This window comes from Amycolatopsis acididurans, from assembly GCF_012328925.1.
In the GTDB taxonomy this organism is placed as follows: domain Bacteria; phylum Actinomycetota; class Actinomycetes; order Mycobacteriales; family Pseudonocardiaceae; genus Amycolatopsis_E; species Amycolatopsis_E acididurans.
Genome location: NZ_JAAXLS010000009.1, coordinates 84,691 through 110,416, shown reverse-complemented (window position 1 = coordinate 110,416; position 25,726 = coordinate 84,691). Strand labels below are relative to the sequence as shown.

Annotated in this window: 32 protein-coding genes and 1 pseudogene; 27 read left to right on the top strand and 6 right to left on the bottom strand. The window is 68.1% G+C overall.

Features of this window, described 5'->3' with window-relative positions; translation table 11 throughout:
• Window positions 1–19 precede the first annotated feature (19 nt).
• From HFP15_RS16065 to HFP15_RS16060, 3 genes and pseudogenes are all read right to left on the bottom strand, one after another.
• Complete coding sequence (locus tag HFP15_RS16065) at window positions 20–400, bottom strand: nuclear transport factor 2 family protein (RefSeq protein WP_168516271.1); 381 nt, start codon at window positions 398–400, stop codon at window positions 20–22.
• Between the two features lie 33 nt (window positions 401–433).
• A complete protein-coding gene (locus HFP15_RS44150; RefSeq protein ID WP_281355579.1) occupies window positions 434–814 on the bottom strand; it encodes a nuclear transport factor 2 family protein in 381 nt (126 codons plus the stop codon).
• 3 nt (window positions 815–817) lie between these two features.
• A pseudogene (locus HFP15_RS16060) lies at window positions 818–2,293 on the bottom strand (flavin-containing monooxygenase); the annotation flags it as partial.
• Window positions 2,294–2,556: 263 nt separating this feature from the next.
• Here HFP15_RS16060 and HFP15_RS16055 point away from each other — a divergent pair.
• The 3 genes from HFP15_RS16055 (at window position 2,557) to HFP15_RS16045 (ending at window position 5,379) form a co-directional block, all read left to right on the top strand.
• Window positions 2,557–3,654, top strand: a complete 1,098-nt coding sequence (locus tag HFP15_RS16055) for a PucR family transcriptional regulator (RefSeq protein ID WP_246271734.1) — start codon at window positions 2,557–2,559, stop codon at window positions 3,652–3,654.
• Window positions 3,655–3,808: 154 nt separating this feature from the next.
• A complete protein-coding gene (locus HFP15_RS16050) occupies window positions 3,809–4,105 on the top strand; it encodes an IclR family transcriptional regulator domain-containing protein (protein ID WP_446680246.1) in 297 nt (98 codons plus the stop codon).
• 62 nt (window positions 4,106–4,167) lie between these two features.
• Window positions 4,168–5,379 (top strand): FAD-dependent monooxygenase, encoded by a 1,212-nt coding sequence (locus tag HFP15_RS16045; RefSeq protein WP_168516263.1) that lies wholly within the window; start codon window positions 4,168–4,170, stop codon window positions 5,377–5,379.
• Between the two features lie 516 nt (window positions 5,380–5,895).
• On the opposite strand, the gene HFP15_RS16040 is transcribed toward HFP15_RS16045, so the two are convergent.
• On the bottom strand, window positions 5,896–6,042 hold the full coding sequence (locus tag HFP15_RS16040) for a hypothetical protein (RefSeq protein WP_168516261.1): 147 nt from the start codon (window positions 6,040–6,042) through the stop codon (window positions 5,896–5,898).
• Window positions 6,043–6,241: 199 nt separating this feature from the next.
• On the opposite strand from HFP15_RS16040, the gene HFP15_RS16035 reads away from it, so the two are divergent.
• Together HFP15_RS16035 and HFP15_RS16030 are read left to right on the top strand one after the other, a co-directional pair.
• Window positions 6,242–6,571, top strand: coding sequence for an ArsR/SmtB family transcription factor (locus tag HFP15_RS16035; RefSeq protein WP_168516258.1), 330 nt, complete (start codon window positions 6,242–6,244; stop codon window positions 6,569–6,571).
• A 66-nt stretch (window positions 6,572–6,637) separates the two neighbouring features.
• Window positions 6,638–6,955 (top strand): ArsR/SmtB family transcription factor, encoded by a 318-nt coding sequence (locus HFP15_RS16030; protein WP_312871613.1) that lies wholly within the window; start codon window positions 6,638–6,640, stop codon window positions 6,953–6,955.
• Window positions 6,956–6,958: 3 nt separating this feature from the next.
• On the opposite strand, the gene HFP15_RS16025 is transcribed toward HFP15_RS16030, so the two are convergent.
• Window positions 6,959–7,312, bottom strand: coding sequence for a hypothetical protein (locus tag HFP15_RS16025; protein WP_168516256.1), 354 nt, complete (start codon window positions 7,310–7,312; stop codon window positions 6,959–6,961).
• Between the two features lie 141 nt (window positions 7,313–7,453).
• On the opposite strand from HFP15_RS16025, the gene HFP15_RS16020 reads away from it, so the two are divergent.
• The 22 genes from HFP15_RS16020 (at window position 7,454) to HFP15_RS15915 (ending at window position 24,553) form a co-directional block, all read left to right on the top strand.
• Window positions 7,454–7,699 (top strand): sulfurtransferase TusA family protein, encoded by a 246-nt coding sequence (locus HFP15_RS16020; protein WP_312871612.1) that lies wholly within the window; start codon window positions 7,454–7,456, stop codon window positions 7,697–7,699.
• Window positions 7,700–7,710: 11 nt separating this feature from the next.
• Window positions 7,711–8,094 carry a DsrE family protein gene (locus HFP15_RS16015; protein WP_168516252.1) on the top strand — a complete coding sequence of 128 codons (384 nt, stop codon included), beginning with the start codon at window positions 7,711–7,713 and terminating at the stop codon, window positions 8,092–8,094.
• 11 nt (window positions 8,095–8,105) lie between these two features.
• A complete protein-coding gene (locus HFP15_RS16010) occupies window positions 8,106–8,819 on the top strand; it encodes a 4Fe-4S dicluster domain-containing protein (protein WP_168516250.1) in 714 nt (237 codons plus the stop codon).
• Complete coding sequence (locus tag HFP15_RS16005; RefSeq protein ID WP_168516248.1) at window positions 8,816–10,006, top strand: heterodisulfide reductase-related iron-sulfur binding cluster; 1,191 nt, start codon at window positions 8,816–8,818, stop codon at window positions 10,004–10,006. The genes HFP15_RS16010 and HFP15_RS16005 overlap by 4 nt, the downstream gene beginning before the upstream one ends.
• Window positions 10,007–10,044: 38 nt before the next feature.
• Window positions 10,045–11,109 (top strand): CoB--CoM heterodisulfide reductase iron-sulfur subunit A family protein, encoded by a 1,065-nt coding sequence (locus tag HFP15_RS16000; protein WP_168516246.1) that lies wholly within the window; start codon window positions 10,045–10,047, stop codon window positions 11,107–11,109.
• 13 nt (window positions 11,110–11,122) lie between these two features.
• Entirely contained in the window at window positions 11,123–11,851 is a 729-nt protein-coding gene (locus HFP15_RS15995; RefSeq protein WP_168516244.1) for a hypothetical protein, read from the top strand.
• Between the two features lie 3 nt (window positions 11,852–11,854).
• Entirely contained in the window at window positions 11,855–13,153 is a 1,299-nt protein-coding gene (locus HFP15_RS15990; RefSeq protein WP_168516243.1) for a (Fe-S)-binding protein, read from the top strand.
• A complete protein-coding gene (locus HFP15_RS15985) occupies window positions 13,143–13,961 on the top strand; it encodes a lipoate--protein ligase family protein (protein WP_168516241.1) in 819 nt (272 codons plus the stop codon). The genes HFP15_RS15990 and HFP15_RS15985 overlap by 11 nt, the downstream gene beginning before the upstream one ends.
• Window positions 13,958–14,431: a glycine cleavage system protein H gene (locus tag HFP15_RS15980; RefSeq protein WP_168516239.1), complete on the top strand. Its 474-nt coding sequence runs from the start codon at window positions 13,958–13,960 to the stop codon at window positions 14,429–14,431. The genes HFP15_RS15985 and HFP15_RS15980 overlap by 4 nt, the downstream gene beginning before the upstream one ends.
• Complete coding sequence (locus HFP15_RS15975; protein ID WP_168516237.1) at window positions 14,428–15,408, top strand: radical SAM protein; 981 nt, start codon at window positions 14,428–14,430, stop codon at window positions 15,406–15,408. The genes HFP15_RS15980 and HFP15_RS15975 overlap by 4 nt, the downstream gene beginning before the upstream one ends.
• Window positions 15,408–16,514: a lipoate--protein ligase family protein gene (locus tag HFP15_RS15970; RefSeq protein WP_168516235.1), complete on the top strand. Its 1,107-nt coding sequence runs from the start codon at window positions 15,408–15,410 to the stop codon at window positions 16,512–16,514. Before HFP15_RS15975 ends, HFP15_RS15970 begins: the two co-directional genes overlap by 1 nt.
• A gap of 11 nt (window positions 16,515–16,525) precedes the next feature.
• Window positions 16,526–17,620, top strand: a complete 1,095-nt coding sequence (locus HFP15_RS15965) for a radical SAM protein (RefSeq protein ID WP_210717329.1) — start codon at window positions 16,526–16,528, stop codon at window positions 17,618–17,620.
• Between the two features lie 4 nt (window positions 17,621–17,624).
• Window positions 17,625–18,386 (top strand): electron transfer flavoprotein subunit beta/FixA family protein, encoded by a 762-nt coding sequence (locus HFP15_RS15960; RefSeq protein ID WP_168516233.1) that lies wholly within the window; start codon window positions 17,625–17,627, stop codon window positions 18,384–18,386.
• A gap of 9 nt (window positions 18,387–18,395) precedes the next feature.
• On the top strand, window positions 18,396–19,361 hold the full coding sequence (locus HFP15_RS15955; RefSeq protein WP_168516231.1) for an electron transfer flavoprotein subunit alpha/FixB family protein: 966 nt from the start codon (window positions 18,396–18,398) through the stop codon (window positions 19,359–19,361).
• Window positions 19,362–19,364: 3 nt separating this feature from the next.
• Window positions 19,365–21,557, top strand: a complete 2,193-nt coding sequence (locus tag HFP15_RS43890; RefSeq protein WP_168516229.1) for a (Fe-S)-binding protein — start codon at window positions 19,365–19,367, stop codon at window positions 21,555–21,557.
• Complete coding sequence (locus HFP15_RS15945) at window positions 21,554–21,973, top strand: hypothetical protein (protein WP_168516227.1); 420 nt, start codon at window positions 21,554–21,556, stop codon at window positions 21,971–21,973. Before HFP15_RS43890 ends, HFP15_RS15945 begins: the two co-directional genes overlap by 4 nt.
• Window positions 21,970–22,251, top strand: a complete 282-nt coding sequence (locus HFP15_RS15940) for a hypothetical protein (RefSeq protein ID WP_168516225.1) — start codon at window positions 21,970–21,972, stop codon at window positions 22,249–22,251. The genes HFP15_RS15945 and HFP15_RS15940 overlap by 4 nt, the downstream gene beginning before the upstream one ends.
• Window positions 22,252–22,261: 10 nt before the next feature.
• A complete protein-coding gene (gcvH, locus tag HFP15_RS15935) occupies window positions 22,262–22,693 on the top strand; it encodes a glycine cleavage system protein GcvH (RefSeq protein WP_210717350.1) in 432 nt (143 codons plus the stop codon).
• A 5-nt stretch (window positions 22,694–22,698) separates the two neighbouring features.
• Window positions 22,699–23,154 carry a biotin/lipoyl attachment domain-containing protein gene (locus HFP15_RS15930; RefSeq protein WP_312871611.1) on the top strand — a complete coding sequence of 152 codons (456 nt, stop codon included), beginning with the start codon at window positions 22,699–22,701 and terminating at the stop codon, window positions 23,152–23,154.
• 13 nt (window positions 23,155–23,167) lie between these two features.
• A complete protein-coding gene (locus HFP15_RS15925; protein WP_168516220.1) occupies window positions 23,168–23,305 on the top strand; it encodes a hypothetical protein in 138 nt (45 codons plus the stop codon).
• 71 nt (window positions 23,306–23,376) lie between these two features.
• The gene (locus HFP15_RS15920) at window positions 23,377–23,883 is read left to right on the top strand and encodes a DsrE/DsrF/DrsH-like family protein (RefSeq protein ID WP_168516218.1); all 507 of its coding nucleotides are present in this window, start codon (window positions 23,377–23,379) and stop codon (window positions 23,881–23,883) included.
• Between the two features lie 4 nt (window positions 23,884–23,887).
• Window positions 23,888–24,553, top strand: a complete 666-nt coding sequence (locus HFP15_RS15915; RefSeq protein WP_168516216.1) for a Rieske (2Fe-2S) protein — start codon at window positions 23,888–23,890, stop codon at window positions 24,551–24,553.
• Here HFP15_RS15915 and HFP15_RS15910 read toward each other — a convergent pair.
• Window positions 24,536–25,633 carry an Mrp/NBP35 family ATP-binding protein gene (locus tag HFP15_RS15910; RefSeq protein WP_168516214.1) on the bottom strand — a complete coding sequence of 366 codons (1,098 nt, stop codon included), beginning with the start codon at window positions 25,631–25,633 and terminating at the stop codon, window positions 24,536–24,538. The two genes, HFP15_RS15915 and HFP15_RS15910, sit on opposite strands and share 18 nt — an antisense overlap.
• Between the last annotated feature and the right edge of the window lie 93 nt (window positions 25,634–25,726).

The following is a 25,726-nucleotide window of genomic DNA, read 5'->3' as shown; positions in this document are numbered from 1 at the left end:
GTTTCCTTGCCGTAGCGAATCAGCCGTAGTCGTACCACTCGGTGATCAGGCCGTCGCGAAAGCCGAGTACGGTCAAGACCTCGCCGGTGAACTCCTCGCCGGCTTTCCAGCCCCACTCCGTGCTGTCCTCCTTCGGTACGCCGGTCCAGGTGTGTTCGCAGAAGATGAAGTCCGGGCCCGCTGAGAACCGGAGGACGGGGTTGTAGCGACGTCCGGGAATCTGGTCGGCGAAGTGTGAGAACGTGGCCAGCATCTTTGCTTTGCCTGTGCCGCGGAAGCGGTTGTGATGGCCGAAGCTCAGATCGTCCGCGAGGAGGGACCCCATCGCCTCGGTGTCCGCGCGGTTGTAGGCGTCGAAGAACCGTTCTGCGATCTCCAGGGCGCTGTTTTCCTGACTCATGTGTCGTCCTTTCCGGGTGCGGTGGAGGATTTTTCAGCCGTAGTCGAACCATTCGGTGATGCGGCCGTCTTCGAACCGGAAGCAGCTGATGCACTCGAAGGTCACCGGGACGTTCTTCCGCCAGCCCCAGTCCGGCACATCTGCAGCCGGGATCGCGCTCCAGATGTGTTCGCAGTAGAGCTGCTGGTCGTCTCCCGCCCACCGGATGATGTCGCCGAACCGTCGCCCGGGCATCTTTTCGGCGACCTTCGCGATGCTCTCGAGCATTCCCGCCCTGCCGCTGCCGGCGAAGCGGTTGTGATGACCCCATCGGACATCGTCCGCGATGAGTGGCTCCATCGCCTCGGTGTCCGCGCGGTTGTAGGCGTCGAAGAAGCGTTCTGCGATTCCCAGGGCGCTGTTTTCCTGACTCATGTGTCGTCCTTTCTGTGTGGAGAAGTGGAGCGCTGGATCGACGACGTCGCCCTCACGCAGCAGTGCCACATCGCCGCGGTGGTCAACGGAGCTCAGCCATGGTTGTCGGTCACCTTGGCGAGGCAGCTGGTTCACGCTGCGCTGGACGTATCCGGATGAAAGATCCATCAAGGGGCGGCGCGGCATCGCAGGATCGGCGAGCACCGGGCGAGAGATGTCGTATCCATGGGTGTCCATGTGGTCCAGCAGCCTGCAGAAGTGCTCACAGAGTGGAGCGATCTTCAATGTCCACGAGGAGTGGGCGTAGCCGAGTGCGTAGGCGAAGTTCGGGATGCCGGACAGCATCATGCCCTTGAAAGTGACCGCGTCGGACAGTCGCGCGGGCTCCCCATCGACGGTCAGCTCGACACCACCGAAGGCCTGCAGATTGAGGCCGGTGGCGGTGACGACGATGTCGGCATCGAGTTCATTGCCGGACTCCAGCCGAACACCCGACGTGGTGAAGGCGGCGATCCGGTCGGTGACGATCGAGGCGCGGCCTTCGGCGACCGAACGGAACAGGTCACCGTCGGGGACCATGCACAACCGCTGGTCAAACGGAGCATAGGGCGGGGTGAAATGTTCGTCGACGGGGTAGCCCGCCGGCAGTTGCCGACGGATCGTCCGCTTGATGTAGCGGCGAGCCGCGTTCGGGTATCGCCGAAACAGCCGGTACACGGTTCGCAGCCGTCCGATGTTCTTGCGGCGAGTGACAGCGTAGCCGCGCTCGTCGCCTAGCCAGCGCCGCAGCGCGTTGGCAATCCGGTCCCGCCGGGGGATCGGCATGACATAGGACGGTGTGCGCTGCAGCATCGTCACGTGTTCGGCGCTGCGAGCCATCGCCGGCACGAGGGTGACCGCTGTAGCGCCGCTCCCGATCACCACGACCCGCTGACCGCTGTAGTCGAGTCGCTCCGGCCAGTGCTGTGGGTGCACGATCGTGCCGCGAAACCGTTCACGGCCCGCGAACTCGGGGGTGAACCCTTGGTCGTAGCGGTAGTAGCCGGCCGCGGAAAAGATCCACGCCGCCGACAGCCGGAGCCGTTCATCGGTGTCGGTACGCTCCACTTCGACCAGCCAACGCGCCGCATCCGAGGACCACGAAGCACGTATCACCTTGTGGCGGTAGCGAATACGCCGGTCGATGCCGTACTCGGCCGCCGTCTCGCGCAGGTAAGTAAGGATCTGCGTCGCGTCGGCGATTGCTTCCTGTTCGCGCCACGGTTTGAACTCGTAGCCAAAGGTGTGCAGGTCAGAATCGGAGCGGACGCCCGGATACCGAAACAGGTCCCACGTACCACCGGATGCGGCGCGGGATTCCAGGATTGCGAATCGCTTGGCGGGAACCAGCTTCTTGAGATAGCACCCCACCCCGATGCCCGACAGGCCAGCTCCGATGATCAGCACATCCAGGTTCTCGACGGTTGGCTGCGAATGGATCACGAGAGCCGGCCTCCTCGACGCGGTCTTGCGAAACCGCGGTTGACTGACGCCGTCAAGACTCGCCGATCCCAGCAAAGTTGCACAAGCGCAAAATGCACCGATATTTTCTCTGGATGGTGCACAGTGCTACATCGGATGCGGCATGGCCTGACTTCTCCCCGAGCGTGCGAGCGCTCCTGCGCCAAGCGGCGGAGCGAGTGCTCGCCGGCCGCGATGAGTGGGTGGAGGCCCTGCACACGGCCTCGCTGAGCCGCCCGCGAATGCATGCGGTCACCGAGGATCCGGCCCTGATCGCGGCGACGCGACGATCCAGTCTCGCCGACGTGCTCCGCTGGGCGCTGGCCAACACACACCACCCCGGCGAACCCGTACCGGTAATCCCTGACGCCGAAGCTGCCGAAATAGCTCGCGATCTGGTGCGCAGCGGAATCGATGAGCGCGGATTGGAGGCGTACCGCGTCGGGCAGAACGTGGCCTGGCAATTGTGGATGGAGATTTGTTTCGAGTTGACCCGCGACCCCATTGAGCTTCAGGGTCTGCTGGGGGTGTCCTGGCGGTCGATCACAACCTTCATCGACGACACGGTGGCTGCCGTGTCCGCCCAGATGGACATCGAACGCGCCGAGCTCGGCCGTGACGGTCAAGCGGATCGACGGGCAATCGTTACTCTGCTGCTAGAAGGAGCGCCGGTGACGGCAGCCCGCGCCGAAGCGGAGCTGGGCTATCCACTGAGCCGCTGGCACACCGCGGCTATCGTCTGGAGTGACGTGGCGAGCCCGGCAGGGCAACTGGAGACTGTCACCGAAGCGATCATGCGAATTGCCGGGGCTGCTCGCCGCCTGACGGTAACGGCCGGCGCCTCCACACTGTGGATCTGGCTACCCGTCGACAGCGTGCCTCCGTTGGCAGAGCTGTCGGACGCGCTTAGCCGCAGCCCGGATATCCGTGTGGCATTCGGGCGCCCGGCGACCGATGTCGACGGCTTCCGCCGCACCCATTTCGATGCGGTCGCCACCCAGCGGATGCTGGCCCGGCTGACCTCGCCGCAACATGTCGCTCGATACGAGGACGTTCAGCTGGTCGCCATGCTTGCCAACGACCCCACCGGGGTGGACGAGTTTCTCCGGGACACTCTCGGCGACCTCCTGCATGCCGACACCGAGATCCAGCGCACGGTGGACACCTACGTGCGCGAGCGTTGCAACGTCTCTCGCACCGCTGAGCGCATGTACACGCATCGCAACACGGTGATCCGACGACTCGCGCAGGCCGACGAGCTGCTTCCCCGGGGCCTGGCGGAGAACGTCGTGGCGGTGGCCGCGGCCCTCGATGTATTGCGCTGGCGGCACACCGAGTAGTTCCTGTTGGTGGAAGTCGCAGGCACACAGTCCGCCTACCGGCCCGGTTCGCAGATCCGGTTGCCGGCCGGGGACGGCATCGACCACGGGTTGCTCGCGGACGTCGTCCGGCCGGCCTTGGCCCGCTGCGTGACGAAACCGACGAGACCGTTTCCTGTCCGTCCGCGACGGTATGCAGATGTCCTATTTGGAGTGTCTGGCGTCGTCGCATCCGGTGCAGATGTGCGGATCCGTCGGAATGCGGGTGCGACTGCACGCCACGAGCCAGTGCAAGGTGATTCTGGCGTTCCTGCCGGACGGTGTCGCGGAGTGCCCGGTCGCGCAGCTCGACTACGTGCGCTACACCGGCAACACGATCACCTCCTCAGCCGCACTCGCGGCCAAGAACCGGCTACGCACTCAACCTCGAAGAACGCGAGAACGGCGCCCGGTCGTCTGGCGTCACCGATGAATTTCGGGTGGATCCGGCGTCTGTACTTCGGACACACCGACAGCGCAGAAGCGGGAGGCACAGTGAGCGGTACCAGGGTGTTGGTGGCGGGGGCGAGTATCGCGGGGCCCGCGCTGGCCCACTGGCTGCGCCGGCGGGGGGCCGAGGTGACCGTGGTGGAGCGGGCCCCCGCGTTGCGTCCCGGTGGGCAGGCGGTGGATGCGCGTGGGGTGGCCAAGGAGGTCATCCGGCGGATGGGGCTGGACGGGGCGGTGCGCGCGGCCTGTACCGAGACCGCGGGCGCGTGCACCGTGGACGTGGACGGGAACGTCCTGGAGACCTTCCGCGCGGACGACGACGGCGGTGACGGGTTCATCGCGGAGATCGAGATCCTGCGCGGGGACCTGTCGCGGGTGCTCTACGACGACACCCGCGACGGTGTCGAGTACGTCTTCGGTGACTGGATCGTCGAGCTCATCCAGGACGCGGATGGGGTCGACGTGGCGTTCGCGGGCGGCGACCGGCGGCGTTTCGACCTGGTGGTCGGGGCGGACGGGCTGCACTCGGCGCTGCGGGCGACGGTGTTCGGGCCACGGGAGCGGTTCGTCCGCCATCTCGGGCATGTGCTGGCCTTCTACAGTGTGCCCAACGAGTTCGGGCTGGACCGCTGGCTGCTCGAGTACCAGGAGTCCGGGCGCTCCGCCCTCCTGCGCCCCATCCAGGACGCTACCCGGGCGATGGCCATGTTCTCGTTCACCTCAGCTGACTTCGACGTCGACCACCGCGACATGCCGGCCCAGAAGCGCTTGCTGCGTGCGCGGATGGCGGGTCTGGGCTGGTTGACCCCGGACATCCTCGCGCATCTGGACGACACCCCGGACTTCTACCTCGACCAGGTCGCCCAGGTGGTGATGGACCGCTGGTCGAGTGGACGAGTGGGGCTGCTGGGGGACGCGGCGTTCAGCTCGTCGCCGATGTCCGGACAGGGCACCGGGTTGGCCCTGGTCGGCGCCTACCTGATGGCCGGAGAGCTCGCCGCCGCCGGATGGGACCCGGAGGCCGGGTTCGCCCGCTACGAGCAGCGGATGCGCTCGTTCGTCGAGGCCAACCAGGAGATCGGCCGGTTGAACGCCCGCAGCCGCGATGTCCCCGGGCCGGACGCCGAGCCGAGCCCCGATTTCGCTGGCGACTGGTTCACCGAGCTGGTCGGGCGCGCGATCAACGGCATCGAGCTGCCCGGCTACACCGGGGTGCCGGACTTCGGGGCACCGGCCGGAACATCGATAACGTCCTAACGTGTCGAGCGGGACGACGCCTCGGACGGCCACCGCAGGACTGCGTCCGCTCATGCCACGAAGCGCGCGATGCGTTCCGCGCCGCCACCGACTCCCAATCCGCGCTGCGGGGAGCAAATGGGGAGCAAACACGCGCGCTGAACGGTTCTGAACTGCGCTCAACGGCTCTGAAAGAACCCGCGCCGACCTGCAGAAGTCGCATTTCCGCAGGTCGGTGGGCCGTTCTTGGGTTCGGGTGTGCTGACCACATGTCGCGATCCTTTCGGTCGGTCGGCCGAGTTCCAGCCGCCCGCATACCTCGTGTAGGGCGCTGAAGGTGCGGTCGATGTCGAGGTGTGGGGCGTTCCTCGCCGGCGAGCTACGAGCACACCGAGACCGCCACCCCGACAGTCAGTTCGTCTTCACCGGCGCCAACGGCAGCCTGCACCGGCGCTCCAAGGGATGGTCACCCTCAACCAGGAACTTGGGCCGGAGTGTTCTGGTGACCCAGCCTTGGACGGCGATCCGCTGAATGGCTCACGATGCGATGCCGGACCAGGCGGGGTCGATGAATCGGCGGCGGTGTTGGTCGGACTCGACGTCCGCGGCGCGGTTGTCCGCCTCGTCTTGGCCGGTGAAGCCGTGCTCGGTGAAGATGGTTCCGTCGTCGAGCCGGTAACGCACACGGAAGCCGGCTCGGCGTGTTTCTACCCGTGCCGGACATGCGGCACGGGCTATATGGCTCCGCCGCGCACGAACACCGCGACTTAGTGCCGGGTGGGCGGTGTTCCCGCAAAGCAGCGCCTTCGCACGTCGGCCGCGGATTCGGCTGCGCAGGGTAACCTGAGGATGGCGTTGGTGGCCGTGGGCGGACGGAGTTGCTGTGAGAAAGACGGACCGGGCGGAGCTCACCGAGCTGCATGCCCGCATCTGCAAGGCGCTCGCGGATCCGACGCGGTTGCTCATCATCAACGAGCTGCGGGACGGGCGGCGCTCGGTGGGTGAGATCGCCGACGAGCTGCGGATCTCCCAGCCGAACGCCAGCCGGCATCTGGCGGTACTGCGAGACCGGGGAATCGTGGCGACCGAACGCGCCGGTAGCACCATTTTCTACGCCCTCACGAGCAACAAGGTCGTGGGGGCCGTCGACCTGTTGCGTGAGTTCATGGCCGAGGAGCTCGGGGTGCGCGGCGGGATCAACCTGGCCGGATGACCTCCCGGATTCCGGCCGGTCCGCGGCGCCACCGCTAGACTGGGCTCACGAGGGCCGGGAGGTGACGTGCACGTCGAAGCGCAGGAGATGTACGAGCTGTACGCGCGCGTGTGCAAGGCCATCGCGGAGCCCATGCGGCTGTCCATCATCGAGGAGCTGCGCGACGGTCCCCGCACGGTCGGTGAGATCGTCGAAGCGCTGGGCACCTCGCAGCCGAACGCCAGCCAGCACCTGCGGATGCTGCGCGACCGCGGCATCCTGACCGCTCGCCGCGACGGCAACAACGTCTACTACGCGCTGACGAGCCAGAAGATCGTGCAGGCTCTGGATCTGCTTTGCGAGTTCATGCGCGAGCAGCACGCCCCCGGCCGCCGCGCGGGCTGAGCCCTATCCCGCTCCCGGGAACCGGAAGTCTGCCGGATCGAGCTTGGGCTCGACCGTGTGCAGGCCGTTGAGGAACTCGACCGCGTGCCGGGCGCACAGGCGCCAGGTCTGCGGATCTTCCAGTGGGTGCACGTGCAGGCACTGCTCTCGTGTCACCGTCTCGCCGCAGACCGCACATCGCCGTAACGGCCGGTCCGGGCCCAGCCACCCGGCAAGCTCGTCCCAGCACGGGACACAGAGCAGCCCCGAGCTGTCGCGGAACTGCGCGCGCCCGGGGTGGTAGACGAAGCGCCGGCCGTCTGCCGGGCCGGGGACGGCGCGGGCGCAGTGGTCGCAGCGGAGATCCGAGACGGTCATGACCACGCTTTCTCGAGGACGGGTGGAGAAATTCCGGCGAAACCCTGGACAGAAGTGCACGTGCATATCAGTATATAAGCAATAACACATGTGTGGTGTGGATCACGCATGAGTGCTCGATCTCAACGAGGAGACGATGCCGTGCCCGAGTCCCAGCAGGCGGCCGACCAGGTGCTCGACTGCACCGGGCTGCAGTGCCCGCTTCCCGTGATCAAGACGGCGCAGGCGATCAAGACGCTGTCCACCGGTCAGGTCCTGGAACTGCTCGCCACCGATCCCGGTGTCGATCCCGATATGCGTGCCTGGACCGGCCGCACCGGAAACGATCTGCTCGACATCCGCAAGGACGGTGAGGTGTTCCACGTGCTCATCCGCCGGGCGAAGTGAGGGAGCGTCCAATGTGGTCGGGCGAGTTCGACAGCAAGGTCCTTTACGTGCAGACCCACGGTGTCGCCGATCCCGGGCGCTCGGCGACACCGTTCTTCCTCGCGGCGTCCGCGGCGGCGATGGACTGCGAGGTGATGATCTACTTCACCATGTACGGCCCCACGTTGCTGCAGCGTGACGTCGTCGACAAGATCGGCCCGAAGGGCGACCGAGGCCAGCCACTGCGGCATTTCATCGAGCAGGCGACGAACCTGGGGGTGCGGCTGCTGGTCTGCCAGCCGTCGCTGGATCTCAACGACCTCAGCCTGGACGGCCTCATCGACGGGGTCGACATGATCGGGGGCGCCGCCTTCAACGATCTGGCCCTCAACGCCGACGCGGTCATCAGCTTCTAGGAGATGGGCTCGTGACCGAAACATCGAGCTACTACAAGGCTCCTGTCGTCGCCGGGTACCCGGATGTCCCCATCGAGGAGAAGGAACGCCTGTTCGACGAGGTGAAGAACGACATCCGGTTCTCCGACTACCTCTACGGCTGCTACGAATGCGGCATCTGCGTGGCCGCCTGCCCGTCGGCCCGGTTCTACGACTTCAGCCCGCGCCGGATCGCGCAGGCCGCGGCCCGCGAGGACGTGGAACTGGTCTACCAGCAGATGCAGGAGGACATCTGGGAGTGCTCCCAGTGCTTCTCGTGCCTGCGCTGCCCGCGCGGCAACAACCCGGGCGGGATCATCACGATCATGCGCGAGGTCGCCATCAACAACGGGCTGGCCTCGGCCAAGGAGGCGCTCGAAGGGTACTCGCGCATCATCTACAAGATCATGTCCACCGGCACCCAGGTGTCCCCGGACATGCTGCAGCCGGACGCGTTTCCCGACTGGGGACCGGAAACCGGTGACGTGTCGAACAACCTGGACCTGTGGCGCCGCGCGCTGCCGTCGGAGACGCTGCACACGACGAGCACCGGCTGGGACGTCTCGGAGAAGACGCTCGTCGAGCTGTACCTGATCTGGCTGCACACCGGGGCGCTGGACATGATCGCCGACGTCGACGCGAGCCTGCATTCGATCCTGCAGGACGTGATGGAGGAGCGCCTCGAAGAGGAAGGTATCGAGCTATGACCACGATTCCGGTGGAAGCCCTCTTACAGAAGAAGGAGCGTTTCGAGCGCGGCGCGGACCGCCGGTCGCTCGAGGATCCCCGGGCCGAACTGCTGCACCTGGAGGAGCAGGGTGAGCTGCTCGTGCAGAAGATCCAGGGCGACGTGGTGACCGTGCCGACGAAGTACGGCCGGGAGAAGCGAATCCAAAAAGGACATCTGTGGCACCACAAGTCCTGCGGGCAGTGCGGGCACATCCCCGGCTACTCCACCTCGATCTTCTGGGTCATGCGCAAGCTGGGGTACGACTACCACGATCCGCGTGACCAGACTTCCTGTACCGCCTGGAACTACTACGCGAGCGCCACGTCGAACGTGGCCGCGCAGGCCGCGGTCGCCGTGCGCAACTTCGCCGCGGCGGCCGAGACCGGCTACTTCCCGCTCGTCCACTGTGGAACCTCCTACGGGCACTACAAGGAGGTGCGCGAGGAGCTTCTGCTGCATCCCGAGCTGCGGGCCGAGGTGCGGGAGATCATGGGCAAGCTCGGCAAGGAACTGGTGTTCCCGGAGGAGCTGGTCCACTATTCGGAGTGGTTCTACGCGATGCGTGACGAGATCGCCGCGCTGCAGACTCGTGACCTGTCCGGTGTCCGCGTCACGGTGCATCCCGCGTGCCACTACTACAAGCTCGTCGAGGGCGACGCGATCTACGATCCGGACGTCTACGGCGGCCAGCGCACCGCGGTGGTGACCGGGCTGGCGCAGCGTCTGGGCGCCGACGTGCGCGAGTACTCCACCTGGTTCGACTGCTGCGGCTTCGGTTTCCGGCACATCCTGGTGCAGCGCGACTTCACCCGTTCCTTCGCCACCATGCGCAAGATCGAGGTGATGAAGGAGGAGGCCGACCCCGACGTCGTGCTCACCCACGACACCGGCTGTGTGACCACATTGGACAAGAGCCAGTTCGCGGCCAAGGCACATGAGCGCAATGTCGGCGTGGCCGTGATGAGCGAGGCCCAGTTCGCCGCGCTCGCGATGGGTGCGCATCCCTACAAGGTGTGCCAGCTGCACTGGCATTCCGCGGACTACCGGCCGCTGCTGGAGAAGATGGGCATCGACTGGGAACAGGCCTGGGCGGAGTTCCAGGAAGGGATCAAGAAGCTCGAGAAGGGCGAGAAGCGCTATCTCGACTGGGATGACGTCGACTGAACAGCGCGCCTGGCGCGACGAGACCTGAGGAAGGGCAGATGGCATCGGACACGGTGGCCGTCATCGGTGGCGGCCCTGGCGGCCTGCGCGCCGCGCACGGTATTGCCGAGGTGGGCGCGAAGGTAGTGCTCATCGAGCAACGCGATTTTCTCGGCGGCACGCCGATCGCGGAGAACTATGCGGGCCTGACCCCGCACGGCGAGGAAGCCGAGCCGCAGATGCGCCGGATGGCCGAGTTGGTGACCTCGCATCCGCTCGCCGAGGTCCGGCTGGGCACCAAGGTGACCGGCTTCGACGGCGAGCCGGGCGCGTTCACGCTGACCGTGGACGGGCCAGGGGGAGTGGAGTCCCTCGACTGTGGAGCCGTGGTGGTGGCGACCGGGTTCCAGCATTTCGATCCCGGACGCGAGACCCAGATGTACGGCTACTACGAGTTCCCGGACGTGCTCGCCCTGCAGGACCTCGAGGCGATGCTCAAGGAGCACCGGGTAGTACGGCCCTCGAACGGCGAGCCGCCGGAGCGGCTCTGCTTCATCCAGTGCGTCGGCAGCCGTGACCGGCGGATCGGCAACGAGTACTGCTCGAAGGTCTGCTGCGGGGTCGCGTCCAAGGAGGCGATCGAGGTTCGCCAGCTGCTGCCGGACTGCAAAGTTTTCATCTTCTACATCGATATGCGGATGTACGGCTACTGGGAGAGCCAGATCTACTGGCCGGCCCAGGAGAAGCACCACGTCCAGTACGTCAAGGGCATCGTCACCGAGGTACTGCCCAAGGGCGACAAGCTGGTCGTCCGCGGTGAGGACACCACGATGGGCCGCCCGATGGAGATCCCGATGGACATGGTCGTGCTCTCGGTCGGTATGGAACCGTCGGCCGGCACCCGGCAGATCGCCGGGCTGCTCGGCGTGGGCCAGAACAAGTACGGCTTCATCGATGCGGTCGGCGCCCCGCTGGATCCGGTGTCGACCGATCGCGAGGGGATCTTCGCGTGCGGCGCGGCGCTCGGTCCGGCAGACCTCGAGGACACCGTCTCTTCGGCGTCCAACGCCGCGCTCCGGGCCGTGTCCTTCGTCCGTTCCCGCGCCGCCGCGGCCGCGAGCTGAGACCGCGCCCGCCATGCCCGGACCCGTCGTCGACACCCCCAGCGCGCAGGAGTTCCTGCGCGAGATCTCCGAGAAGATGCCCATGGCCGAACTCGGGACGATCGCCGCGGACGTCGAGCGCAAGTCCCGGTTGCTGCGGGACCTGCTGGCCGAACCCCGCGCGCTGGACCGGGCCGGCCTGCGTCTGGTGCTGCGCAACGTCTTCGCCACCCGGCGGAAGGCGGACCGCATCCTCGACGAGGTCACGCCGGAGCGGCTCGCGGCGGCCATCGACGACCTGCTCCACGCCAAGGGCGGCCTCGTGCAGCGGTTCGACCGGTTCGACGCGGTGCTGGCCCGCTTCGCCGATCCGGCCTTCGACCTGCCGGGCGAGTTGCTGCACTTCGCCTTCCCGGACCGGTACTGGCTGTGGACCCGGTGGATATGGGATCCGCGCGTGGAGACCGGCGCGCTGCGGCTGGTGGTCACCGACGACGTCGATCTCGACGGCGGAACCTCGCGCGGTGAAACCTACCTGTCGGTGGGACAGGCGATGGCCTTCGTCGACGAGACGGGGAAGGCCGCCGGGTTCACCGCCGCGGGTCCCGGCCTGTTCGGCACCGACGTGTTCCTGGCCGCCGTCTACGGCGTCTACCTCTACACCGTGTTGCGGATGCGCATGACCCAGGAGTTCAACCGGGTGGTGCCACCACTGCCCGATCTCGTCCGCCGCCTGCTCGGCGTCTACCGTCTGGAGGTCTGAACCATGCCCATATCCGGGCGCAAGGTTCCGCCCCGTGCCATCGAGAAGGAACAAGCCACCGTCGCCTCGACGATCTCCGGCCGCGAGGTCGAGCTGCCGGCGATGTGGAACCGCATGTTCGAACCGCGCGTGCTCACCGACTACACCCCGGACGGCTTCGCGAAACTCGCCGAGCTGTCCGGGGCCGAATCGCTCGAATGGTGTTACGGCTGCGGTAAGTGCATCCCGGTCTGCCCCGTGGACCTGGTAGGGGAGTACGGCCCGCGCAAGCTCCACCGGAAGGTCCAGACCGGACTGGATCTGCTGTCCGACCCCGATCTGTGGATGTGCACGACCTGCGGGAACTGCCTGCGGGTCTGCCCGAAGGAGGTCGACATGATCCAGATCATGCCGGCCGCCAGGGAGGCCGCGCTCAGCGAAGGCAACGTGCCGGGTGAGTTGCAGGACGTGTTCGAGAAGACGTTCCGTTACGGCAACGCGCTCGGCGAGAACCCGCGCCGGCGTGCACAGTGGACACGGGACGCCGGGGTGCCGGTGCGGATCCTGTCCAAGGAGCCGGGTCCGGTGGACGTCCTGTTCTACGTGGAGGACTACTGGAGCTACCATCCGCGCGGCCAGGAGGCGGCGCGGGCGTTCGCCCGGGTGGCGCACGCGCTCGGAATCGACTGGGCGATCCTCGGGCCCGAGGAGAAGACCCTCGGCGACTCGCAGCGCCTGGCCGGTGAGAAGGGACTGTTCGACGCGCTCGTCGAGGACGTCACGGCGACCTTGGCCAAGTACGAGTTCGCCCGGATCGCGACTCCCGACCCGCACGGGTTCAACGCGCTGGTCAAGGAATATCCCAAGCGGGGCCACACCTTCGAGGCACTGCACTACACGCAGCTGCTCGCGCCGCTGGTGGACAAGATCACCTGGGCGAAGGAACTGCCCTACAAGGTGACCTTCCACGATCCGTGCTACCTCGGCCGGCACAACGGCGAGTACGACGCGCCGCGCACGCTGATCAACGCGATCCCGGGTATCGAGCTGCGGGAGATGGGGCGCTGCAAGCAGAACGGGTACTGCTGCGGCGGCGGTGGCGGCGGGATGTGGCTCGACGGGTTCACCCGCGACCACACGAGCGAGCGCCTGTCCGAGCGCCGTGTCCGCGAAGCCGCCGAGACCGGTGCCGACACGCTGGTGGTGTGCTGCCCGTACGAGGTCTCCCGGTTCGAGGACGCGGCGAAGTCCACGGGCAACGGGCACCTGAAGGTGCGCGACATCATCGAGCTGATCGACGAAGCGATGGACCATGCCGGGTAGCGAGTTGCGGGTCATCGACTTCGGCCGCGTCTCGGCGCTGCGGTCGCAGACCCTGTGGCACGCCGTCGCGTACGGCGTGTCGGCCGGTGCTCCGCCCACCCTGTCGTTCGTCCGGCCCGCCGAGCCCTATGTCTGCCTGGGTTACCACCGGCGGCTGGACGAGGTGGACGAGAAGTACTGTGCGGCGCAGGGGCTGCCGGTCTACCGCCGGATGGTCGGCGGTGGCCCGGTCTACCTCGACGCCGATCAGCTGTTCTTCCAGATCTGCCTGCCGGCGGGCGCGGTCTCGCCCGCGCGGACCACCGCGATCCGTGACCTGCTCGCGCCCGCGGTGACGGCGTTCCGGGCCGCCGGGGTGGCGGCGGAGCTGGACGGCAATCTCGAGATCAGCCTCGGCGACCGCAAGATCTGCGGGCATGGCGCGGGCCAGATCGAGGACGCGGTCGTGGTGTGCGGCAACCTGATCGAGCGGTTCGACCACGAGCGTGCCACCGCGGTGCTGCGGCTTCCGGTCGAGGAAACCCGTGCGGAGGTACTCCGCCAGATGCGGCGGTACGTGGCGGCGACGCCGGCGGATCCGGAGGCATTCCGCGACGCCGCCGTTGCGGCGTATGCGGCGGCGCTCGGCCTGGCACCGCGAGCGGGCGAGCTCACCGGCGACGAGCGGGCCGCGCTGACCGAACTCGACGCGCGGTTCACCAGCGAGGCCTGGATGGCCGGGCCCGGCGAGCGGGCGGCGAGACCGCCGGGCGGGATCAAGATCAGGGCCGGTGTCTGGGTCGGCGCCACGAAGGAGACGCTTTCATGACGAACATCGACGGCGCGAGCGCGTTGACCGAGGTCCGCGGCTACCACGTCGCACTGGACCGGATGTACGACCCGGAGACGCATGTCTGGGCGAAATCGACGGCACCGGGCGAACTGCGTATCGGTCTCGATCCGCTGGGTGTGGAGACGAGCGGCACGCTCGCCCAGCTATCCGTTGTGGACAGTGGGACGCGGCTGGTCCGCGGCCGGGCGTTCGGTCAGCTGGAGGCCGCGAAGTTCGTCGGTCCGCTGATCAGCCCGGTCTCCGGGATCGCGCTCGCGGCCAACGAGGCCGTGCTCGCCGATCCGGGGCTGGTCGAGGAAGACCCGTTCGGCGCGGGCTGGTTGCTGGAACTGGCCTATGACGGCGCCGACGAACTGTCGTGCCTGCTGACCGTTCCCGAGGAGATCGGGGCGTGGTTCGCGCGGAAGGTCGACCAGTACCGGCTCGAGGGCGTGATCGCCGAATGACCGCGGACACGGCGACGGCCTTCGACGTGCGGCGGGCCAACTTCGGCAATGTGATCGACTTCTTCGCTCCGGGATTGAAACGCTGGGAGACCTCGGAATGGACCCCGGAGAACCCGCGCCGGTTCCTGCCGGTCTCGGTCACCGGCTCGGCCTGCGCGCTCAGCTGTGACCACTGCCAGACCAAGGTGCTGCACGGCATGGTGTCGGTGAAGGCCGACGAGGACCTCTTCGCGCTGGCGCAGCGCCTGCACGCGCAGGGGAGCGAGGGGCTGCTGGTGTCCGGCGGCTCCACCCGCTCCGGCGGGGTGCCGCTGCTGCCGCACCTGCGGCACATCCCGCGCATCCGCGAAGAGCTCGGGATGAAGGTGATCGTCCACTCCGGAGTGGTCTCGCCGGAACTGGCCGCCGGGCTGGCCGGAGCGGGCGTGGACGGCGTGATGCTCGACATCATCGGCGCCGACGAGACGATCCGCGACGTCTACCATCTCGACCTCACCGTCGCCGACTTCGACCGGGCGCTCGGGCTGCTCTCGGACCGCGGGCTGCGCATCATCCCGCATATCGTGCTGGGCCTGCACTACGGCCGGTTCCTCGGCGAGTACCGCGCACTGGACATCATCACCCGGCATCCCGTGTCCACGATCATCCTCGTCGTGCTGGTGCCGCTGGTGGGCACGCCGATGGCGCATCTGCCGCCGCCACCGGTCGGGGACGTCACCGAGTTCTTCCGCGCGACCCGGCTCGCCGCGCCCGCGACGACGGTGAACCTCGGGTGCGCGCGGCCGCTCGGACCGGTGAAGACCGAACTCGACCAGGCGGCGATCGACCTCGGGCTCAACGGCATCGCGTACCCGGCGGACGGGGCGATCGCCTACGCGCGGTCGCGGGGCCTGGAGCCGCGGCTGTACGAGTACTGCTGCTCGCTGACGTGGACCGGCGACTCGGATATCGCGTACCAGACGGTGGAGGTGGCGTGATGCGCTGGAGGCTGCTCACGGAGAACGGTGCCGGTGCGGCGGAGGGGCTCGCGCTCGACGAGGCGCTGATGGCCGGTTATGCCCGTGACGCGGACGTACGCCCGCCGACGCTGCGGCTCTACACCTACCGCAGCCACTGCGCACTGGTCGGCCGTTACCAGAACCTCGCCGCGGAGGTCGATCTCGAAGCGTGCGAGCGCACCGGGACCGAGGTGAGCCGCCGCCCGACCGGTGGCGGCGCGATCATCATGGGCGCGGGACAGCTCGGGGTGGCACTGATCGATCGTGCCCCGGTGGGCAAGCGCCCGCGCGAGATCATCGAGGAGTGCTCGGCCGCGGTCTCCGCCGGGCTCGCCGAACTCGGTATCACCGCGACGTTCCGCGGCAAGAACGACCTGGAGGTGGGTGGCCGCAAGATCGCCGGGCTCGGCCTCTACATCGACGAGCGCGGCGGGATGCTCTTCCACGCCAGCGTGCTCGCGGGCCTCGACGTCGGGTTCATGCTCGAGGTGCTGCGCATCCCCGCGGCGAAGCTCGCGGACAAGGCCGTCGCCGCGGTGCAGGAACGGGTGACCACCGTGACCCGGGAAACCGGGCGCGAGTTCGACGGTGCCGCGGTACGCGACCACGTGGCGCTCGGGTTCGCCAAGGCGTTCGGCGTCGAACTGGAGCCGGACGCCGCCGAGGCCGCGGAGCTCGCGCGCGCGACGGAGCTGGCCCGGGACCGGTACCGGGCCCGCTCGTGGCTTTCCGAGCAGGGCGCCATCCCGGACGGCAGCGGTTCCGCGCTGCTCAAGACGCCCGAGGGCTTGGTGCGGATCTACCTGTCCACACACGGCGATCTCGTCAAAAGTGCCGTGGTGGTCGGGGACTTCGCGCTCATGCCGCCCGCGCTGGGCCGGCTGGAGGCGGATCTGCGGTGGCGGCGGCTCGATCCCGTCGTGGTCACCGCGATCGTGTCGGCCTCGGGTGCGGACCGCGCGCTGGGTGTCGGCGCGGAGCAGCTCGCACAGACGGTGCTGACCGCGGGGCGCCAGGCCGGCACGCTGGCCACCGCCGCGCCGGTGCGGTCCGCCGGTTCCTGTTATTTCCCCGAGCAGAGTTGAAAGGGGTCGAGTTGGCAGGCCGTCAGCTTCCCGTTCTCCTGTCCCCGGCCGGTGAACGGCAGATCAGTCCCGAGTGGGTCCGCATCTCGATGGCGAGCGCGATCGCGTTGCGGTTCCGGTCCGGGCGGTTCTCCCGCGAGTTCGACTTCGGTGGCATCAACCTGCTGCTGAACTACGACGAAGGCTGCCGTTCGGACTGTGGCTACTGCGGCCTGGCCCGCACACGCCCTGGCGACTACAACGACAAGTCGTTCATCCGCGTCGAATGGCCCCTCGTGCGCACCGACGACCTCGTCGCGCGGATGGCCGAGCACGAGGAGAAGCTGACCCGGCTGTGCATCTCGATGGTGACGCACGGGCACGCCTACGCCGACACCTGCGACATCACCGAGCGCATCGCGGCCCGTGTGCGGACCCCGCTGTCGATCCTGGTGGCGCCGCCGACGCTGAACCGGGAGCGGCTCGAGCGCTTCAAGGCCCTCGGCGTGGACATGATCGGCATCGGGCTCGACGCGGTGACCGAGGACCTGTTCCGCAACCTGCGCACGAACGTGCCGGCCGGCGGGCTGAAATGGGAGAAGTACTGGGAGGTCGTCACCGACGCCCGGGAGATCTTCGGCCCGTGGAAGGTCAACGTGCACACGCTGGTCGGGCTGGGCGAGGCGGACGAGGACCTGATCCGGCTCTTCGTGCAGCTGAACGAGCGGCAGATTTTCCCCTACCTGTTCTGCTTCAACCCCGAGCCCGACTCTCGGATGGCCGAGCATCCCAAGTCGCCCATCCAGCGCTGGCGCCGGGTGCAGCTGGCCAAGCACCTGATCGAGTCCGAGGGCTACGGGCTGGCCGACTTCCGGTTCGGCGAGGACGGGAACCTGCTGCACATCGGCGGTGGCGAGCGTCTGCTCGAGTCGGTTGTGGACACCGGGGTCCCGTTCGTGACCAATGGCTGCCCGGGCGAGAACGGCGAGCCCGGATGCACCAGACCGTACGGCTCGTACCGGCCGAGCGAGCCGTTCCGTGACTATCCCTTCGTCCCGACCGCCGATGACCTGGCCGAGATCCGCCGGCAGCTCCGGCTGGACGAAGTCCTGCACCAAGGAAGGTGAGAACGTGCGCATTGTCGTTGCCATGAAGGCGGTTCCGGACCTCGTCGAGGAGATCGAGCTGACTCCCGACGAGACCGGTATCGACCGCGAGTACCTGAAGTTCGTGCTCAACGAGTGGGACGACCAGGCGCTGGAGGAGGCCCTGCTCGTCAAGGACGCCACCGGCGCCGAGGTGATCGCCGTCGGCCTGGCCGAGGATCCGGACATCGAACAGGCGCTGTACACGGCGATCGCCAAGGGCGCGGACGGGGCGGTCAAGCTCTCCGGTGGCGGGCTGGACACCCACGCGCGGGCGGCCGCGTTCGCCGCGTACCTCGCCGAGGAGCCCGCGGATCTGGTGCTCACCGGGGTCCAGGCGCCCGACGACCTCGACGGGCAGTTGGCCCCGATGCTCGCCGCGCGGCTCGGCTGGCGGCATGTGTCGGTCGTCGTCGGCGTGACCGTGCGGGACGGGAACCTGGTGGTACGCCAGGAGTTCTCCGGCGGCCGTTCGCATGAGCTGGAACTGCCGACACCCGCGGTGATCGGCCTGCAGGCTTCGCGGGAGACGCCCCGCTACGCGCCGATCACCCGCATCCGGCAGGCGATGCAGGCGGGCGGGCTGCGCGAGGTCACGGTCGGCGCCGCGGAAAGCCCGGGCCTGCCGGTGCGGCGGATGTACCGGCCGGAGCAGACCGGGCACGCCGAGATGTTCTCGGGGAGCACCGAGGACGTGGCCGGCAAGATCATCGAACTGCTGCGTGAGCGCGGCATCGTCAAGGCGTGAGGAAAGACCATGAGCGGCAATGTTGCGGTCCTCGCCGAGCACGTCGGCGGGCAGATCTCCGAAAGCACCCACGAGCTGCTGGGCAAGGCGAAGGAGCTGGCGGCGGCCTGGGGCGGTAAGGCGGAGGCGGTGGTGCTCGGGCCGGCCGAGCTGGCGTCCCAAGTGGACGGTGCCGACGTGGTCGTGTCGGTCGACCACCCGGCACTGGCCGACTACACCTGTGAAGCCTACGAAAGCGCGCTGCTGAGTGTGCTCACCGAGCGTGCGCCGCGGCTGCTCCTGTTGTCGAACGCGACGATCGGGCTGGACCTCGGCGCGGCGCTGTCCGTGCTGTGGGACGCACCACTGGCCGCCTACGTCGCCGGTCTCACCGCCGAGGGCGAGTCGCTGGTGGCGACCTGCCAGGTGATGGGCGGCAAGGTGATGGCCGAGGTGGAACTGGCCGGTGAGCGCGGGATCTGCACCGTGCTGGCCGGCTCCTTCCCCGCCGCCGCGGGGCAGGAGCCTTCGGCGAGCCACGAGGTGGTGTCCATGCCCGCGCCGGACGCGCTGGGGAACCTGGGGACCAACCTGTGCCAGGTCATCGAGCCCGAGGGCGGCGACGTCAACATCACCGACGCGGACCTGCTCGTCTCGGTCGGGCGCGGTATCGACTCGCAGGACAACCTCGAGCTGGTACAGGAACTCGCGGACACGCTGGGCGTGCCGCTGTCGGCCTCGCGGCCGATCATCGACTCCGGCTGGCTGCCCAAGACGCGGCAGGTGGGCAAGTCCGGGTTGAAGGTCAAGCCGAAGGCGTACCTCGCGTTCGGCATCTCCGGTGCGCCTGAGCACCTGGAGGGGATGCGCGACGCCGAACTGATCATCGCGTGCAACACCGACGAGAACGCACCGATCTTCGACGTCGCGCATTTCGGCACGACCGAGGACCTGTTCGACCTGGTGCCCGCGCTGGTGGACAAGATCAAGGAGTGATACGTGGTTCTCTCGGACGAGACCCGCCCGGTCTTCCAGGGCATCGGCACGGTGGGCGAGGCCGCGTTCTACGTGCTCGCGACCGCCACCATCGTGCTGTTCTTCTGGGGCTTCTACCGCAGGGTGCGCAAGTACCGGCGCGGGCGTCCGGCGGCCAGGACGGCGACACTGTGGAAGGCGCTGTTCACCAGCCCGGCACAGGGCGTGCGGCGCCGGGGCGACAACTGGTCGGTCGGCGCGGTCGCGGCGAACACCTCGGTGGGCCGTCGCGATCGCGCGGCCGGGATCGCGCACTTCTTCATCTTCTGGGGTTTCATCACGCTGTTCCTCGGCACCGTGATCCTGACCATCGACTACGACATCCTGCGCAACGCCTCGAAACTGATCTCGGGGCATGAGCTGAGCTTCTTCCACGGCGTGTTCTACGTCGTGTACTCGTTCATCCTGGACACGATGGGGCTGACCGCGGTGCTCGGCCTGGCGTACATGGCGGTGCGGCGCGGGTTCCTGCGCCCGCGCAAGCTGGACTACCAGCGCGCCGAACACCCCGAGGGCGGGTACTCCCGCAAGCGGATCGTGGCCGGCGACTGGGTCTTCCTCGGGCTGTTCGGCGCGATCCTGGTCAGCGGCTACCTGCTGGAGGCCTTCCGGATCGTCGGTGCACGGTTCCCGCCGTTCGAGGTCTGGTCGCCGGTCGGCTGGGTGCTGGCCCGGGTGTTCTCCGCGCTGGGCATGTCGCCCGCGGGCGGGGACGCGGCGCATCTGGTGCAGTGGTGGGTGCACGCTGTGCTCGCGCTGGCGTTCGTCGTCTACATCCCGTTCTCCAAGGCGATGCACATGCTGCTGGACGCGGCGAACCTGCTGGTGCACGACCGGTCGACGGCACGGCAACTGCCGGCGCCGCCGCCCGAGGCCGAGCACGCCGGTTACCGCGAACTCGCCGATTTCACGTGGAAGGAACTGCTGGATCTCGACGCGTGCACCAAATGCGGGCGCTGCCACGAGGTATGCCCGGCGCGCACCGCGGGCGCCCCGCTCTCGCCCCGCGACCTGATCCTCGATCTGCGGCAGTGGGCGGACACCCAGGCCGGTGGCGTGACCCTGCTCGACCGCGAGACCCGCGCCGACGGCTCGGGCCCGCTCACCACGGGCGAGGGCGGCAAGATCGCCGGTGAGGTCGTCTCGGCGCGCACGCTGTGGTCGTGCACCACCTGCATGCACTGTGTCGAGGTGTGCCCGGTCGGGATCGAGCATGTGCCGACCATCGTGCAGCTGCGGCGCGGCCTGGTCGACGAGGGCGAGATGGATCCCACGCTGCAGCAGGCGCTGAAGAACCTGTCCACGCAAGGGAACTCGTTCGGCAAGTCCGCCCGGATGCGGGCGAGGTGGACCAAGGGGCTCGACTTCAAGATCCCCGACGCGCGCAAGGAAGCTGTTCGCTACCTGTGGTTCGTCGGGGACTTCGCGAGCTTCGACGACCGGCTGCAGGGGAATTCCCAGGCGCTCGCGGAGATCCTGCATGACGCGGGAGTCGACTTCGGACTGTTGTACGACGGTGAGCGCAACGCGGGCAACGACGTGCGCCGGGTCGGTGAGGAAGGCCTGTTCGAACTGCTCGCCGAGCACAACATCGCCGCGCTGGAACAGGCGCACTTCGACGAGATCTTCACCACGGACCCGCATTCGCTCAACACCTTGCGCAACGAGTACCCGGCGCGGGGCGCGAAGCACACCGTATGGCACTACACGGAACTGCTGGCCGACCTGGTGGAATCCGGCACCATCAAGGTGGAACCGCTCGGCTACCGGGTGACCTACCACGACCCGTGTTACCTCGCCCGCTACAACGGTGTGGTCGAGGCCCCGCGGCGGTTGCTGCGGGCACTGGGCTGCGAACTGGTCGAGATGCCTCGCAACGGGGCGAACACGTTCTGCTGCGGGGCCGGTGGTGGCCGGATCTGGATGGACGACAGCTTCCTCGCCGAACGCCCGAGCGAGAACCGGATCCGGGAGGCGATGGAGCTCGGCGTGGATCATTTCGTCGTGGCCTGCCCGAAGGACGTGACGATGTACTCCGACGCCGTGAAGACCACCGGGAACGAGGACCGGCTGGCGGTGCGGGACATCACGCTGCTGGTCCGGGAGGCGCTCCGCCGGCCCGCGGAGCCGGGTGTGCTGGAGGTGGCGGCGACGTGAGCGGTTTCGACCCGGAGCTGACCGGGAAGGGGCTCGGCGTCCGGCTGGCCGCGCTGCGGGTGGCGCTGGAACGCTACGACGGTTTCGCTTTCCGGCCGGGCGGCGACGAACCTGTCGCGCGCGATGATCCGGTCGGCGACGCGGCGCTGGCGTTCGTGCTGCGGGCATTGCGTGCCGCGTCCGACCCGGACGGCTGGCGTGTGCTCGCGCGGCTCGCCGGGGACGCGGCCACGACCGCGGAACTCGCGGGCGAACTGTCCTGCCCGAGGATCGTGGCCTGGGAACGGGTGAACGAGCTCGTGCAGGTCGGGCTGGCGAACCGGGAGCTCGACGGGGATCTGGCGCAGCTCACCGAAGCCGGGCGAGGGATCGTCGAACTGGTGGAACTGATGGCGCAGGCGGCGGTGACGCGATGAACTGCCCGTGGTGCGCGTTCGAGGGACCCCCGCGCTCCCTGCACGCGCATCTTGCCGGGAAGCACGCGGATGTCGTGCGCACCAAGGAAATGAACGGTACCCACTTCTACGAGGTGACCTGCCCGGTCTGCGGCGAAAGCTACGAGCACCGGCTTCGCAAGGGTAGGCGCGACCCGCGGTTCCTCGACGAGTTCGACGGCGAGATCCGGATGGTCGCCCTGGACATGCTCGTCCACCATCTGGTGGCCGAACACACCGCACAGCAGACAGGAGCTTGAAACGGTGGCGATGGTCAAGAACTGCAACCTTCCCGAGGATCTTCACTACCTCGTGGAACGGCACGTGTGGGTGCGCCAGGAAGGCGACCTGGTCACCATCGGCATGACCGATGTCGCGCAGAACCTGGCGAAGACGATCATCTCGGTCACGCTGAAGAAGGCGGGCAAGGAGGTTCGCAAGGGCCGCAACGTCGCGACCGTGGAGAGCGGGAAGTGGGTCGGTCCGGTTCCCGCGCCGGTGTCCGGCGAGATCGTCGAAGTCAACGAGGCGCTGACCAGTTCACCGAGCCTGATCAACTCCGATCCCTACGGTGCCGGATGGGTGGCGAAGTTGCGCCCCGGCGACTGGGCCGCGGACTCCGCGGATCTGGCCACGGGCGCGGCGGGAATCGAGGCGTACCACCGGTTCCTGGACGCCGAGGGCATCTCCTGTGACGGGTGAGCGCGGTGACGGATGCTGTCTGGCGCGGATGCGTCATCCCGGACGACCTCCTCTACGACGTCGGGATGAACGTGTGGGTGCGCCCGGAGGGAGACCTGGTCGTGCTCGGGATGACCGACATCGCGCAGACGATGGGCGGGCGGATGGTGCAGATCACCTGGCGGCGGCTGGGAAAGGCGTTCGCGCGTGGGCGCTCCCTGGCGACCATCGAGAGCGCGAAGTGGGTGGGACCTTTCCCGACACCGCTGACCGGGGAACTGGTGGCCTCGAACGAGAACGCGTTCGCCGAGGACATCGCGGTCGCCAACCGCGACCCGTACGGCGCCGGGTGGATAGCGCGGCTGCGCCCGGAGCGGTTCGCCGAGGAGCGTGTGCATCTCGTCGACGGGCACGCCGCGATGCAGCAGTACCGGAAGTTCATGGACGAGCACGATATTCACTGTTACCGGTGTGCGGAATAAGAGGTGATGGCCGATGAGTGGGGTGCCCGAGGGGACCGGGCGCAGCCGGCGCCGTGTATCGCCCTGGTGGCTGGTGGTGGCGCTGGTGTTCGCCGGATATCTGGTTTTCCGGTTGGTTCAAGGTGTCGTCTGGCTGATCCAGCACGTGTGAAAGAACATCCGGTACGAGCCGTTGCCACGACCCGGGACCGGGAGGTCGGTTAAAGAACTGGAAGGTGCGTCATGGCCGAGGACGGGGTTGAGGTTGAGGAGCGGGCCAAGCGGCTCGCGATGGTGTGCTGGAGCAGCGACCTGGATCGGGTGTGGCCCACCCTGATCCTGGCGAGCACGGCCGCGGCGTCGGGATTGGAGGTGGACGTCTTCTTCACCTTCTGGGGCCTGCGGGTCCTGCAACGCAACGACAAGCGGGTGACCGGGACGAACTGGATGCAGAAGGCCGAGTCACTGGTCGACCGGGGTGGTACCGACCACCTGAAGCTCGGCAAGATCCACTTCGGCGGCGCGGGCACCTCGATGATCAAGAAGCTCGCGAAGCAGTACAAGGTGGCGAGCCCGACGGAGCTGTTCGAGATGGCGACCGCCGTCGGTGTGCGGATGCATCCGTGCCAGATGACGATGGATCTCTACGGGCTGAAGCCGGAGGATTTCGTCGACGGCCTGCAGCCCTCGCTCGGAGCGGCCAGCTTCATCGATATGGCGGCGAAGGCCGACATCACGTTGTTCATCTGAGATGATGCGATCGACAGCCACGATCGTCCTGCACGGTCGTGATGCGATGGTCGCCAAGCGCGTCCGCGTTGTCGCCACGCGGCACGGGTTCGCGGTCGGCTCACCGTCCGGAGTGGATGGTGAGCCGATCGCGGCCGTGCTGGAGCTGGACGCGCCCGGTGCCGTCGAAGCGGTGCGGGACTGGCGCGAGCGGTGGCCGGGGACGGTCATCCTCGGCTACTCGGCCGTGCCGGATCCGCAGCTGTGGCGGACCGCCCAGCGGGCGGGCTGCGATGTCGTGGTCAACCGTGGCGCGCTCGCGGCCCAGTTGGCGGCGCGGCTGGAGGCCGGCACGACCGGGCGCCGGTTTCCGTTGCTCGACGCGGCCGACGCCGCGGGGCGGCTGGGCCTGGTGTGCCGGGTCCCGGAGACCCCGGTCGGGCCGGTGGCGGTGTATCAGGTGGACGGGCGGCTCTGCGCGGTATCCGACCGCTGCCCGCACGCGGGCGCCGAACTGTCCACAGGGGAGCTTGCCGGCGCGGTCCTGACCTGCCCGCGGCACGGCAGCCAGTTCGACGTGCGCACCGGCGAGCGGGTCCGCGGGCCTGCCGACGCGGAGGTACCGGCCTTCACCGTGACACGGGAGGGCGGCCAGATCTTCCTGATCCTGCCCTCAGGTGAACAACGGTAGCGGGCGGTGCAGCAGGGACGGCTTCGCCGCGATCGCCTTGGCCAGTTCCCCGAACCGCAGCGAAGCGGCGGCTTCGGGATGGGCGAGCACCGTGGGCGTTCCCGTCGTGGTGCACGCGGGCTCGAGCGGGATCCGGGCCAGCAGCGGAACATCGAGCAGTTCGGCGAGACGTGACCCGGCGCCGGTACCGAAAAGCTCGTGCTCCCGGCCGCAGTCGTCGCAGACGAAGCTGGCCATGTTCTCCACTACGCCGGACAGCCGCAGGCCGACCTTGGTCATCATCCGGGCGGCGCGCAGCGCGACCCGTTCGGCGCTCTCGTGCGGGGTCGTCACGAGCAGGAAGTCCGCGTTCGGCAGGAACTGTGCCAGCGAGATCGAGACGTCACCGGTGCCCGGCGGCATATCGATCACCAGATATTCCCGGTCGTCCCAGTGCACGTCGCCGAGCATCTGCTCGAGCGCCTTGTGCAGCATGGGTCCGCGCCAGACCACCGGGCCTTCCTCGGGCAGGAAGTTGCCGATCGAGAGCACGGCGAACCCGTGCGCCTCCAGCGGCATGATGAGATCGCCGACGACCGTGGGCCGCCCGGTCGCGCCGAGCATGTGCGGTACGGAGAATCCCCAGATATCGGCGTCGAGCAGGCCGACGCGGTGCCCGCTCGCGGCGAGCGCGGCCGCGAGGTTCACCGCCACGGTGGACTTTCCCACGCCGCCCTTGCCGCTGCCGACGGCGATGATCCGGGTGCGTGAGCCGCTCTCGCCGACGCGGGGCACGGTGACCCGGACGCCGCCCACGGCCTGCGAGCGTTCCTCGTCGGTCATGGCGGTGAGCTCCACCCGCACGGCGGTGACCTCCGGGCACTCGGCGCGGACTCGCTCCGGCACGACGCGGTGGAAGTATTCGCGCAGCGGGCATCCGGCGATCGTCAGTGCCAAGTGGACGGTGAGCTCGGTCCCGGCGATCTCGATCTCACGGACCATTCCGAGGTCGACGACGGATCGATGGAGTTCCGGGTCTTCGACGCCGCGAAGCGCGTCGAGAATGCTTTCCCGCGTGATCACCGGCCGGCTCGTTGACATCTGACTCCCTTGTCAGGCACCACAATAACGGAGCTTCCGAATATAAGTATATAAGCATATAGTAGGCCTAAGGCCGTGCCGCGGCAAGGAGTC